Annotated in this window: 12 protein-coding genes and 2 tRNA genes; 9 read left to right on the top strand and 5 right to left on the bottom strand. The window is 38.7% G+C overall.

Annotated elements, in window-relative coordinates; genetic code table 11:
* Positions 1-81 precede the first annotated feature (81 nt).
* Both DX522_RS03525 and DX522_RS03520 read left to right on the top strand, forming a co-directional pair.
* Positions 82-2,337, top strand: coding sequence for a FepA family TonB-dependent siderophore receptor (locus tag DX522_RS03525; RefSeq protein WP_115179836.1), 2,256 nt, complete (start codon positions 82-84; stop codon positions 2,335-2,337).
* Positions 2,338-2,481: 144 nt separating this feature from the next.
* Complete coding sequence (locus tag DX522_RS03520) at positions 2,482-4,440, top strand: TonB-dependent receptor domain-containing protein (protein WP_115179835.1); 1,959 nt, start codon at positions 2,482-2,484, stop codon at positions 4,438-4,440.
* Between the two features lie 72 nt (positions 4,441-4,512).
* On the opposite strand, the gene DX522_RS03515 is transcribed toward DX522_RS03520, so the two are convergent.
* The 3 genes from DX522_RS03515 to rpmE form a co-directional block, all read right to left on the bottom strand.
* Entirely contained in the window at positions 4,513-5,331 is an 819-nt protein-coding gene (locus tag DX522_RS03515) for an IS3 family transposase (protein WP_262054278.1), read from the bottom strand.
* Positions 5,319-5,672, bottom strand: a complete 354-nt coding sequence (locus DX522_RS03510) for a helix-turn-helix domain-containing protein (protein ID WP_115179833.1) — start codon at positions 5,670-5,672, stop codon at positions 5,319-5,321. Before DX522_RS03510 ends, DX522_RS03515 begins: the two co-directional genes overlap by 13 nt.
* 155 nt (positions 5,673-5,827) lie before the next feature.
* Positions 5,828-6,040 carry a 50S ribosomal protein L31 gene (gene rpmE / locus DX522_RS03505; RefSeq protein WP_005696847.1) on the bottom strand — a complete coding sequence of 71 codons (213 nt, stop codon included), beginning with the start codon at positions 6,038-6,040 and terminating at the stop codon, positions 5,828-5,830.
* Positions 6,041-6,232: 192 nt separating this feature from the next.
* Between rpmE and mutY the strand changes: the two genes are divergently transcribed.
* The 7 genes from mutY to DX522_RS03470 all read left to right on the top strand — a co-directional run bounded on the left by mutY (position 6,233) and on the right by DX522_RS03470 (position 12,013).
* Entirely contained in the window at positions 6,233-7,351 is a 1,119-nt protein-coding gene (mutY, locus tag DX522_RS03500; RefSeq protein ID WP_115179832.1) for an A/G-specific adenine glycosylase, read from the top strand.
* A complete protein-coding gene (locus DX522_RS03495) occupies positions 7,344-7,616 on the top strand; it encodes an oxidative damage protection protein (RefSeq protein WP_005698602.1) in 273 nt (90 codons plus the stop codon). Before mutY ends, DX522_RS03495 begins: the two co-directional genes overlap by 8 nt.
* 9 nt (positions 7,617-7,625) lie before the next feature.
* Positions 7,626-8,705: a membrane-bound lytic murein transglycosylase MltC gene (mltC, locus tag DX522_RS03490; RefSeq protein ID WP_005696844.1), complete on the top strand. Its 1,080-nt coding sequence runs from the start codon at positions 7,626-7,628 to the stop codon at positions 8,703-8,705.
* 233 nt (positions 8,706-8,938) lie between these two features.
* Positions 8,939-9,014: transfer RNA gene (locus DX522_RS03485), tRNA-Phe, on the top strand.
* A 2-nt stretch (positions 9,015-9,016) separates the two neighbouring features.
* Positions 9,017-9,092: transfer RNA gene (locus DX522_RS03480), tRNA-Asn, on the top strand.
* Positions 9,093-9,369: 277 nt separating this feature from the next.
* Positions 9,370-10,608 carry an HAAAP family serine/threonine permease gene (locus tag DX522_RS03475; protein ID WP_115179831.1) on the top strand — a complete coding sequence of 413 codons (1,239 nt, stop codon included), beginning with the start codon at positions 9,370-9,372 and terminating at the stop codon, positions 10,606-10,608.
* A gap of 34 nt (positions 10,609-10,642) precedes the next feature.
* Positions 10,643-12,013 carry an L-serine ammonia-lyase gene (locus tag DX522_RS03470; protein WP_115179830.1) on the top strand — a complete coding sequence of 457 codons (1,371 nt, stop codon included), beginning with the start codon at positions 10,643-10,645 and terminating at the stop codon, positions 12,011-12,013.
* Between the two features lie 57 nt (positions 12,014-12,070).
* On the opposite strand, the gene DX522_RS03465 is transcribed toward DX522_RS03470, so the two are convergent.
* Complete coding sequence (locus DX522_RS03465) at positions 12,071-12,889, bottom strand: IS3 family transposase (RefSeq protein ID WP_262054277.1); 819 nt, start codon at positions 12,887-12,889, stop codon at positions 12,071-12,073.
* Positions 12,877-13,230, bottom strand: coding sequence for a helix-turn-helix domain-containing protein (locus tag DX522_RS03460; protein ID WP_115179828.1), 354 nt, complete (start codon positions 13,228-13,230; stop codon positions 12,877-12,879). The genes DX522_RS03465 and DX522_RS03460 overlap by 13 nt, the downstream gene beginning before the upstream one ends.
* Between the last annotated feature and the right edge of the window lie 66 nt (positions 13,231-13,296).

Raw genomic sequence — 13,296 nt, 5'->3', positions numbered from 1 at the left:
GAATTGTTGTTTACACTAAAATTATATTATACTAAAATCCTCGGGCATTATTTATTCCACATATGCCAGGAGAGCATTTCAATGTATAAATCCAATCATTTAAAAACAACATCATTCTTCGCATTAAGTGCGTTAACAATCGCTCTTTTTTCAAACTATTCTTATGCAGAAGAGAAACTTGAGGAAATTAAAGTTACAGCGGAAGATCAGGTAAAACAATCACTTGGTTCTTCTCTTGTGACATCAAAAGATTTAGAGAAACGTCCAGCGACAAATGATGTTTCTGAAGTATTACGTACCATGCCTGGTGTGAATTTAACGGGTAACTCATCTACAGGACAACGCGGAAATAAACGTCAAATTGATATTCGTGGTATGGGACCAGAAAATACATTGATTTTAGTGGATGGTAAACCAGTCACCTCTCGTAATGCCGAACGTTATGGTGTGCGTGGTGAACGTAACTCTCGTGGTGACAGCAACTGGGTACCAGTTGAAGCGATTGAAAAAATTGAAGTATTACGTGGTCCTTCGGCTGCACGCTATGGCTCAGGTGCAATGGGTGGAGTGGTTAATATTATCACTAAACAGGTTACCAATGATTTACACGGTAGCTTAAGTTATTACACCAACCAACCAGAAGATAGCAAAGAGGGGGCAACGAACCGTGTCGGTTTTAATCTAAGCGGAGCGTTAATTAAAGACGTATTGCAATTCCGTTTATATGGTAACTGGAACAAAACACAAGCGGATGAAGTCGGCATTAATGGTAATCCTGCAATTGCTGGTCGTGAAGGTGTTAGTAATAAAGATATTAATGGCCGTTTAGTGTGGAATATCAATGAGAAAAATAAATTAACCTTGGATTCTGGTTTCAGCCGTCAAGGTAATATTTATAACGGTGATACGCAAAATAGCTCGGCAGGGCTTTACAATAATAAAAACTATCCTGAAACCAAAACCTTGGCAGGAAGCAAAGCTGAAACCGCTCGCTTATATCGTCAGAACTATGCTTTAACCTATGAAGGTAAATTCGATCATTTCGATAATAAAACCTATATTACTTTTGATAAAACTAAAAATAGCCGTTTACCAGAATATTTAGCAGGTGGTCCAGAGGGCAGTTATTCTAGTACATCAGCTTTTAGCGATTCTATTCTTAAAAATACGCGTTTTAGTTCTGAATTCTATATCCCATTTACCTTGGGCGTAGATCATATGCTGACAGTTGGTTTTGAAGGTGTACATAGCAGTTTAGATGATGACGCTTCTATGACACAGTTACTTGGTGGACGACGAGATAAAAAAACAGGGAAGGTGCTTTATGATTTGAAAGAACGCCTACCAAGCGGTATCTCAAATGTACGAGGAGGTCATAGTAGTCAAACTGAATGGGCTGTATTTATTGAAGATAATATTTCAGCAACCCAATCTACTATCCTAACGCCATCTTTACGTTATGATTACAACAGTTATTCTGGTTCTAATGTAAGCGGTGGATTAAACTTCTTACAAAGCCTCAACGATGATTGGAGAATTAAAGGTGGGATTGCAAGAGCTTATAAAGCACCGAACCTTTATCAAACTAACCCAAATTACTTGCTATTTACCTTAGGTCAAGGTTGTCCAACGAATGTACCAAATAATAAAACTTGTTATTTCCAAGGTAATAGCGACATTAAACCAGAAACCAGCTGGAATAAAGAAATCGGAATTGAATATGATAAAAACGGACTTCTTGCTTCTGTGGCTTACTTCCGTAATGATTATCGTAATAAAATCGTATCTGATGGTGAATTTATCGGTTTAACCAACTTAGGTAACTATGTGTATAAATGGGGTAATGCAAACCGTGCAGTGATTGAAGGTTTTGAAGGCAATCTGACATTACCATTAATCCAAGATAAATTAAACTGGGTGAATAACTTCACTTATATGCATAAAACCAAAAATAAAGATACGGGTAACCCGCTTTCTATCGTACCGAAATATACCTTGAATTCAAGCTTAAGTTATCAAATTACAGATAGTTTGAATGCAATGTTAACTTATACGCAATACGGTAAACAAAAATCCCGTAAAAATCCGGAAAACCGTATGGAAAATGGTAACGACAAGTATGTTAATCAGCTTGTTGGCTCAGAAGATATTGGTGGCTATGCAGTTTGGGGATTAAGTGCGGGTTATAATTGGAAAGATACAATCAGCATTCGTGTAGGTGTAAGTAACTTATTTGATAAACGCATTTATCGTTCATCAAGCAGTACAAATTACAATGCTCATACTTACAACGAACCTGGTCGTGCCTACTACGCAACGGTAAAATATACTTTCTAATTAAGAATAGATGACTGAAGCCCTGTTTATACAGGGCTTTTTTTGTGTAATTAAGTTAGACAACAAAAACACAAAGAAATTTTGACTTAACATATGAAATAAGCAATAATCATTATCATTTTAATTTTTATTAAGGGTGTACTTATGAAGAAAGCAAATTTTGCCTTATTGCCACTTGCTGTGTTTATTGCAGCTAATGTCCAAGCTGAAGAACAATTAGATGTGATCAATGTTGTTTCTGAAAATAGCGGGGCAAAAAGTAAAACCAATGTGATTACGACAAAAATAATGGAGCGTAGCACTGAGACTGAATTAAAAGGTTTATTAAAAGATGAACCAGCAATTAATTTTGGTGGCGGCCGTGGTACATCACAATGGTTTACGATCCGTGGTATGGGGCAAGATCAAGTTGATGTGAAAATTGATGGTGCTTATACTGATGCACAATTATTCCATCATCAAGGTCGTTTTATGTTTGATCCGTCTTTATTAAAACGTGTTGATGTGCAAAAAGGGACGGGATCAGCAAGCGCTGGTATTGGGGCAACAAGCGGTGCGATTGTTGCAGAAACAGTAAGTGCAAAAGATTTGCTCAAAGAAGGACAAGATATTGGCTTCAAAGTTCACGCAGGTGTAAGTTCAAATAGTGGGTGGTCTAAAGGGGCAACCGCTTATTCTAAAGCTGGGCCTGTAGATGCGTTAATTTCTGCTAATTTTGTAACAGAGCGTGACTATAAAGCCGGTAACGGATATAAAGTTAAAAATAGTGCATTGGGACAGCGTGGTTTATTGGCTAAGTTTGGTTTTGATTTGAATGAAAATCACAGAATTGAAGTCAGTCATCGTCAAGAACGTCATTATGGTGTTCGTGCACTTCGTGAAGAATTTGATTTCGCACAAGATAATAATGCTGCAAATAATGCCCCTCGCTATCGTATTACGCAAAATGATACGACTAATTTAGAATGGAATGGTAAGAACATGGGCTTTGTGACGCACGCTAAAGCTAATGTATATCATTCTGTGATTAATCGTAAAGAGCCAAGTGAGAATTCGAAAACACGCTTAATTGCGAATGGTGCAAATTTAAATTTAGAAAGCGCAGTGGGTCAGTCTCATCTTATTAAATACGGTGTGAATTATCGTGATCAAGAGGGTAAACCTAATTCGCTAACCGTACAAAACGGTGTTCAAATGAAAACTCAAAAGAAACGTGATGTAGGTGTTTATGCAGAAGGTATTTGGGGCTTAGGCGCTTTTACCTTAACAACTGGATTACGTTATGATCATTTTGATTTCCGAGCAATGAATGGTAAAAAATCTCACAAAGGCAGTGTGAATCCAAGTGTTGGCTTAATTTACGAAGTAAATAATGATCTAAGTTTTAATGCGAGCTTAAACTATGCAACACGAAGCCCTCGTTTCCATGAAGTGATGCTATCTTCAGGTTCAACTCGAGGTCGCTCAGCCGTTTACTCAATTGCATCAAATATTAAACCAGAGAAATCCCGTAATGCAGAAGTGGGCTTCAATTACAAACTTGCCGATAATTTATCCTTAAATGGAAGCTATTTCTGGCAAACGGTAAAAGATACACATGCATTTACACAAATACGCCCGGGTTTTTATGAAATTCAAAATGCAGGTAAACTAAGAAATCATGGGTATGAAGTCGGTGCAGCTTATAAATATGAAGGTTTAACATTACGTGCAGGCGTGGCTTATAGTAAACCTGAGTTAGATGGCAGAACAGTAGATAGCACCGTGACTGCTATTCCAATTGGACGTACTTGGACTACAGGTGTGTCTTATCGCTTTACTCAACCTGATATTGAAATTGGCTGGAAAGGTCGTTTCGTACAACATACCAGTTACGATGCTACAACGAATAACCGTGGCGGTGGTGCAACAACCACTAAACGTCCAGGATATGGAGTAAGTGATTTCTATATTACATGGAAACCGACTGAAAGTATTAATGTGAATCTTGCTTTAGATAATGCGTTTAACAAATATTATCGAAGCCATAGCCAACGTGCAGGCGTATCAACATTGCCTGAACCAGGTCGAGACATTCGTTTAAATGTTAATTATACCTTTTAAATAAATCTCTAATTGCTTAACAGGGAATTAAAAGTGCGGTCGATTTTGATCTGACCCCAAAAAGTTAGACTGTTATTTAAAGGATTGTTTTCGATATTGTATCGGACTCAGTCCTTTTAATTTTAGTTGAATCCGTCGGTGATTATAGTAATCCAAATAATTTATGACAGCATCAACTATCTCTTCTTTTGTTTTAAATTCCCGACCATAAAAACATTCTGTTTTTAATCGCCCAAAGAAACTTTCCATTGCGGCGTTATCTAAGCAATTCCCTTTTCTCGACATACTTTGAATGATGCCATGTTCAGCCAAGATTTGACGATAAGCTACCATTTGATATTGCCAGCCTTGGTCTGAATGTAAAATGACACCACAAGCTTTATTTAATCCTTTGACGGCTTGCATTAACATGTCCTCTACTTGCGCCCAGTTTGGGGAATAGCTGAGGTTATAGGAGACTATCTCATTGTTAAATAAGTCTAAAATTGGAGATAAATAGACTTTACTCCCATCTTTCGCCTTAAACTCTGTGATATCGGTCACCCATTTTTGTTTCGGGGCCGTTGCACTAAAATCGCGTTCAAGATGATTCGGTGCAATCACCCCTATCGTGCCTCGATAGGTGGTAAATTTCTTGCTTTTTCTTGACCGCACTTGAAGCCCAAGTGTCTGCATTAAACGTTGAACTTTTTTATGATTCACGCCTGGCAAGCTGGCATGAACACGTCGGTAGCCATAATCAGGATGATTGGCTTTGATGCGTTTAATGGCCTTTTTCAGCTGCTCATCCTTATCCGGTTTAATCTGAAGTTTAGCAAAAAACGTACTACGCGCTAACTGTGAAAAGCCTAAAAGCCATTTTAATGGATAGCGTGTTCTTAACCTTTGGATAATTTCCGTTGCTCGGCTTCGTCCTGAAGTCTGAGCCTTCTCAACTCCTTTAGGTAGGCTACCTCCGCTTCAAGCTGTAAAATTCTCAGGCGTAAACGGCCTTCTTCTGTTTTGGGTGGAGGAGGCATTCTGGCGTATTTAGGTTTCATTGGCGGTCGTCCTGATGGTTTACGGGGAATAAGTCCTTTTATGCCACTTTTTTCAAACCGTTTCAACCATGTCCCGACTAGGGCGTTGGAAGGAATATTGTAAAAACGAGCAGCTTCTCTAATACTCATTTTCTCATTCAAAATAGGTTGAAGAGCCTGTAATTTAAATTCGATTGTGTAGTGTTTACCCATAAAAAAATCTGCACCTCAATTGTTGGTTTGTTGAGTCCAACTTTTGGGGAGCAGATCAATTTTGACCGTACTTTTTTATTGATTGAATTTGAAAAATGGTGAATTTCAGATAATAAAAAACCCTGCATAGGCAGGGTTCTTCACACAGATTCAAATTATTTTGTACCTGGGATTTTGAAACGGCTGTTAAAGCGTTCAACACGACCACCAGTATCAACAACACGTTGTTTACCAGTGTAGAATGGGTGGCAGCTACCGCACACATCAAGGTTGATGTCTTTGCCTAAAGTTGAACGAGTTTTGATCACGTTACCGCAAGAACAAGTTGCAGTAATCTCTTTATATTCTGGATGAATACCTTGTTTCATAGAAAACCTCAAATTGAAGCCACGCCGCTATAAATGCTTTCCACTTACACCGCGTGAGTTAATAATCACCGACAATCCGGCACCAAATAGACTGCGAATTATACTGAAAAAATCAAATTGATCAAGTGGTGTGCTTTAGTGATAAAATCATCACAAAATTTTTGCTTATTTTGACCGTACTTTAGGAAAGTTATGTTAGCCCAATCCTCTGTTGATGCCCCTTTTGCCCATTCAGTTCTACAATGGTATGAAAAGCTTGGGCGCAAAAATTTGCCTTGGCAACAAAATAAAACCCTTTATGGAGTTTGGCTTTCTGAAGTGATGTTACAACAAACTCAAGTTGCTACGGTGATCCCTTATTTTGAGCGCTTTATCAAAACCTTTCCTAATGTGACCGCACTTGCCAATGCTTCGCAAGATGAAGTGTTACATCTGTGGACGGGGTTAGGTTATTACGCCCGTGCGAGAAATTTACATAAAGCGGCTCAAACTATTAGAGATGAATATCAAGGCGAATTTCCTACGCAATTTGAGCAAGTTTGGGCATTAACAGGCGTAGGGCGATCGACAGCAGGGGCAATTTTATCTTCTGTGCAAAATCAACCTTATCCGATTTTAGACGGCAATGTAAAACGTGTACTTTCTCGTTATTTTGCTGTTGAAGGTTGGCCTGGCGAGAAGAAAGTTGAAAATCAATTATGGCAGTTGAGCGAACAGGTTACCCCAACAACGAGAGTCGCTGAATTTAATCAAGCGATGATGGATATTGGTTCGGCTATTTGTACTCGAACAAAACCTAAATGTGATCTTTGTCCTCTAAGTAAGGATTGCTTAGCTAATAAATTTGAAAAGTGGGCGAATTTTCCAGGAAAAAAAACGAAAAAATCCTTACCGGAAAAACAAAGCTATTTTTTGATTTTATCTTATCAAGGAAAAGTCTGGTTAGAACAGCGTGAAAGCAAAGGCTTATGGGGTGGATTATATTGTTTTCCTCAGTTTGATGATAAACAAACATTGCTGAATTATCTGAAAGAACAAGGGATTACTGAGTATCAAGAATGGGTGACTTTTCGTCATACCTTTAGCCATTTTCACTTAGACATTCATCCTATTTATGTTGAGGTTGATCTAAAATCTGAAGAGGGCGATCGTTCAGATTGGAAAAAATTGTCAGAAAAAGGAAAAGAATCTCGATCTGGTCTATTAAGTGCGGTCAAATATTGGTATGATCCAACGTCACCTGAACAGATCGGGTTAGCTCAGCCTGTGAAAAATTTATTAACGCAATTTGTAAGGAATTATTATGGCTAGAACCGTTTTTTGCGAATATTTGAAAAAAGATGCAGAAGGGTTGGATTTTCAACTGTATCCCGGTGAATTAGGTAAACGTATTTTTAATTCAATTAGTAAACAAGCATGGGGTGAATGGATCAAAAAGCAAACCATGTTAGTGAACGAGAAAAAACTCAATATGATGAATGCCGAACATCGTAAATTATTAGAAGAAGAAATGGTGAATTTCTTATTTGAAGGCAAAGATGTGCATATTGAAGGTTACGTTCCCCCAGCTAAATAACAAAAGATTATGAAAAAGTATTTATTATTGGCGCTACTTCCACTTTTATATGCTTGTAGCGACTCGCCAACCCATCGACGTGGTATTAATTATGACGAAGTGTTTTCAAAAGACACACAAGGCTTAGATATTTTAACAGGTCAATTCTCCCATAATATCGATCGTATTTGGGGGGTAAATGAGCTTTTAGTGGCGAGCCGTAAAGACTACGTGAAATATACAGACTCTTTTTATACGCGTAGTCACGTAAGCTTTGATGAAGGTACGATTATTGTTGAAACTCAACAAGATCTTAATCGCTTACATAATGCGATTGTCCATACTTTATTGATGGGCTCGGATGCGAAAGGCATCGACTTATTCGCTTCTGGTGATGTACCGATCAGTACGCGTCCTTTCTTATTAGGACAGGTGGTGGATAACAATGGTCAGCAAATTGCTAACCAAGTGATTGCAAGTAACTTTGCGACTTATTTAATTCAAAATAAATTACAAACTCGCCGCCTGCAAAATGGTAACACCGTGCAATTTGTGGTGATTTCAATGATTGCAAACCACGTTGAGGTGCGTGCACAAAAATATATTCCATTAGTCCGTAAAGCCGCAGAACGCTATGGCATTGATGAAAGCTTGATTTTAGGTATTATGCAAACAGAATCTAGCTTCAACCCGTATGCGATCAGTTATGCGAATGCAATCGGCTTAATGCAAGTGGTACCAAGCACAGCAGGTCGCGATGTATTTGCGATGAAAGGTAAGGGGGGACAACCATCTGCGCGTTACCTTTATGATCCTGCAAATAACATTGATGCGGGGGTTTCTTACTTATGGATTCTGCAAAATCAATATTTAGATGGTATTACGAATCCTACCTCTAAACGTTTTGCAATGATTTCTGCTTACAACAGTGGTGCAGGTGCAGTATTACGTGTATTCGATGAGGATAAAGATGAGGCGATCTATAAGATCAACCAAATGTATCCTGAACAAGTGTATCGTATTTTAACGACCGCACACCCATCTTCACAAGCAAGAAACTACTTGTTGAAAGTTGATGCGGCGCAGAAGAAATTCCGTGTAAGACGATAATTTCAGAAATTAAATACAATGCCCGAAAGACTTTTCTCTCGGGCATTATTTTTTCTATAAAGTGCGGTTATTTTTGATTGAGTTTTTCAAAATGCGTTCTTTTTATAGACGTTTTGGTTATTAACCATTCAAACACACCAAATTTTTCACTTTTTTTGAATTTAGTTGTTGACCGATACCCGAAAAAATAGTTTAATACGCTCCGTTGTCAGGCAGTAGCCAATAACGATAACGCCTCGATAGCTCAGTCGGTAGAGCAGGGGATTGAAAATCCCCGTGTCGGTGGTTCGATTCCGCCTCGAGGCACCATTTCCTCCTTAGTTCAGTCGGTAGAACGGTGGACTGTTAATCCATATGTCGCAGGTTCGAGTCCCGCAGGAGGAGCCAAATTCTAAGAAGCCGCTAAAGAAATTTAGCGGCTTTTTTCTTTTCATTATTCAGTCATTTTTCTTCTCTTTAAAATGTGCTTAAATTTTTCACCACACTTTTTTGATCTAGATAAATATTTATGTAAAAAAGTCACATAAAATTGTTAGCAAGATCACACTTTATTATTTTGCACTTTGCAATCAATCCCTACTCTCATCATAATGCAGCCACTAATTTAATGAATGAATAGTCATTAAATGAACGATTTTATAATTTTAACTTTAGAGGGTGATGTATGAGCACTACAATTAACAAAAAATGGAATAAATTTGATACCGCTTGGGTATTAAATTTATTTGGTACTGCGGTGGGCGCAGGGGTATTATTTTTACCAATTAATGCAGGGATGGGCGGTTTCTGGCCATTAGTGGTAATGGCTATCTTAGTCGGACCAATGACATATTTTGCGCATCGTGGTTTGGCTTATTTCGTTTTGTCTTCTTCTAAACCGGGCAGTGATATTACCGAAGTGGTAGAAGAACATTTCGGTCCGACTGCAGGGAAATTAATTACCTTATTATATTTCTTTGCGATCTTCCCAATTTTATTGATTTATGGAAACGGGATCACCAATACGGTTGATTCTTTTATCGTCAACCAATTAGGTATGGCTTCACCAAACCGCGTGATTCTTTCTTTTGTATTGATTGCGCTCTTGATTTCGGTAATGTTATTCAGTGAAAAAGTAATGTTAAAAATCACTGAATTACTGGTGTATCCATTGGTATTGATTCTCTTTGCATTATCAATCTATCTCATTCCTCAATGGAATGCATCAATGCTTTATGAGCTTCCTACAGCGAGTGGCTTTGTGACTACATTGTGGTTAACTATCCCAGTATTGGTCTTCTCTTTTAACCATTCTCCGGCAATTTCTTCTTTCACACTTTCTCAACAACGTGAATATAAAGATTTTGATAAAACGGAATATCACATTGGTCATACAGAAAAAGGTACTTCAACCGTATTACTTTTCTTTGTGATGTTCTTTGTGTTTAGCTGCGTATTAACGTTAACACCGGCAGAGTTATTAGAGGCAAAGGCACAAAATATCAGTATCTTGTCTTATCTTGCGAACAAATTTGATAATCCATACATCTCTTATTTTGGTCCGTTAGTAGCGTTCTTGGCAATTACCAGTTCATTCTTTGGCCATTATTTAGGGGCTCGTGAAGGTCTAGAAGGTTTATACCTCAAAATGAAAGGTGAAAGTGTAAATCGTAAAAAATTAAATTACGGTACCGCAGTATTCTTCTTACTCACTTTATGGGGCGTCGCGATCATTAATCCAAGTATTTTAGGTTTGATTGAATCCCTTGGTGGTCCAATCATTGCGATGATCCTTTTCATTATGCCTATGTATGCGATCCGCAATGTTCCTGCAATGAAACGCTATCAAGGTCGTTTTAGCAATGTATTTGTTACAGTTATGGGATTAATTGCTATCTCCGCGGTCGTATATGGATTATTATAAGCGGCTTTTTAGTTTAGCTTAGGATTAAAATAATATGATTAGTGTATTTGATATGTTTAAAGTGGGAGTAGGGCCATCCAGCTCGCATACTGTTGGCCCGATGAAAGCAGGTAAGCAGTTTATTGATGATTTAATCGAGCAAGGTAAATTTGATGCCGTTGCAACCTTGCACGTTGATGTATATGGTTCTCTCTCTATGACAGGGCTTGGCCATAATACAGATATTGCGATCATTATGGGATTAGCCGGTTATCTACCACATGATGTAGACATTGATTTAATCCCAACTTTTATCGAACAGGTTAAACAAACCAAAAAACTGTCAATTGCACAGGGTAAGAAAACGGTTAATTTCGACTGGGATACTAATATGGTATTCCATAATTCCTTTTTATCGTTGCATGAAAACGGCATGACCATTACTGCATTAGATGCTGAGCGCAATGTGCTTTACCGTCAGACTTATTATTCTATCGGTGGTGGTTTTATCGTAGATGAAGCGCATTTCGGTCAAGAGGAAGAGAATTCTGTGGCCGTACCGTATCCTTATCAATATGCTGAAGATATTTTGAAACATTGTCAGGAAAATGGCTTAATGCTTTCTACGGTAATGATGAGAAATGAGTTGGCATTACATGATAAAAAAGAGGTTGAAGCGCATTTACATAATGTCTGGAAAACCATGAAGGATTGTATTGAACATGGTGTCAATACAGAAGGTGTGTTACCTGGTCCATTAAAAGTGGTGCGTCGTGCACCTTCACTTTATCGTCTCTTGCAAGCCAATAGTAATCGTCTTGCAAATGATCCGATGCATGTAATCGACTGGGTGAATATGTTTGCCCTTGCCGTAAACGAAGAGAATGCTGCGGGTGGACGAGTTGTGACCGCACCAACAAATGGTGCTTGTGGTATTGTGCCAGCTGTGCTTTCTTATTACGAAAAATTTGTAGGACCGTTAACACAAGACGTGATTGAGCGCTACTTATTAGCAGCAGGTATGATTGGTTCACTTTATAAGATGAATGCGTCTATTTCAGGTGCAGAAGTTGGCTGCCAAGGTGAAGTGGGTGTAGCATGTTCAATGGCTGCGGCTGGTCTAACGGAAGTCCTAGGCGGTACGCCAGTACAAGTGTGCATTGCAGCTGAAATTGCGATGGAACATAATCTTGGCTTAACTTGCGACCCAGTTGGTGGACAAGTACAGGTGCCTTGTATTGAGCGTAACGCGATTGCTTCAGTGAAAGCAATTAATGCCAGCCGTATGGCATTACGCCGTACCACAAATCCTCGTGTAACCTTGGATAAAGTTATCGAAACCATGTATGAAACAGGTAAAGATATGAATGCCAAATATCGAGAAACATCGAAAGGTGGCTTAGCGGTGAAAGTAGTGTGTTCTTAAGGTTTAGTTGATAATAAAAGAGCGGTCATTTTAATCTGACCCCAAAAAGTTAGACTGTTATTTAAAGGACTGTTTTCGGTATTGTATCGGACTCAGTCCTTTTAATTTTAGTTGAATCCGTCGATGATTATAGTAATCCAAATAATCCCTGACAGCATCAACTATCTCTTCTCTACTGTTAAATTCCCGACCATAAAAACATTCCGTTTTTAATCGCCCAAAGAAACTTTCCATCGCGGCATTGTCCAAGCAATTCCCTTTTCTCGACATACTTTGAATAATGCCATATTCAGCCAAGATTCGACGATAAGCTACCATTTGATATTGCCAACCTTGGTCTGAATGTAAAATGACACCACAAGCTTTATTTAATCCTTTGACGGCTTGCATTAACATGTCCTCTACTTGCGCCCAGTTTGGGGAATAGCTGAGATTATAGGAGACTATCTCATTGTTAAATAACTCTAAAATTGGAGATAAATAGACTTTACTCCCATCTTTCGCCTTAAACTCGGTGATATCGGTCACCCATTTTTGTTTCGGGGCTGTTGCGCTAAAATTACGTTCAATATGATTTGGGGCAATCACCCCTATCGTGCCACGATAGGTCGTAAATTTCTTGCTTTTTCTTGACCGCACTTGAAGCCCAAGTGTCTGCATTAAACGTTGAACTTTTTTATGATTCACGCCTGGCAAGCTGGCATGAACACGTCGGTAGCCATAATCAGGATGATTGGCTTTGATGTGTTGAATGGTCTTTTTCAACAACTCATCCTTATCCGGTTTAATCTGAAGTTTCGCAAAAAACGTACTACGCGCTAACTGTGCAAAGCCTAAAAGCCATTTTAACGGATAGCGTGTTCTTAACCTTTGGATAATTTCTGTTGCTCGGCTTCGTCCTGAAGTCTGAGCCTTCTCAACTCCTTTAGGTAGGCCACCTCCGCTTCAAGCTGTAAAATTCTCAGGCGTAAACGGTCTTCTTCAGTTTTGGGGGGCGGTGGCATTCTGGCGTATTTAGGTTTCATTGGCGGTCGTCCTGATGGTTTACGGGGAATCAGTCCTTTTATGCCACTTTTTTCAAACCGTTTCAACCATGTCCTGACTAGGGCGTTGGAAGGAATATTGTAAAAACGCGCGGCTTCTCTAATACTCATTTTCCCATTCAAAATAGGTTGAAGAACCTGTAATTTAAATTCGATTGCGTAGTGTTTACCCATAAAAAAATCTGCACCTCAATTGTTGGTTTGTTGAGTCCAACTTTTGGGGTGCAGATCATTTTGGGC

The sequence above is a fragment of the Haemophilus parainfluenzae genome (assembly GCF_900450995.1).
Lineage (GTDB): Bacteria > Pseudomonadota > Gammaproteobacteria > Enterobacterales > Pasteurellaceae > Haemophilus_D > Haemophilus_D parainfluenzae_O.
This window is presented reverse-complemented; position numbering and strand designations above follow the sequence as displayed.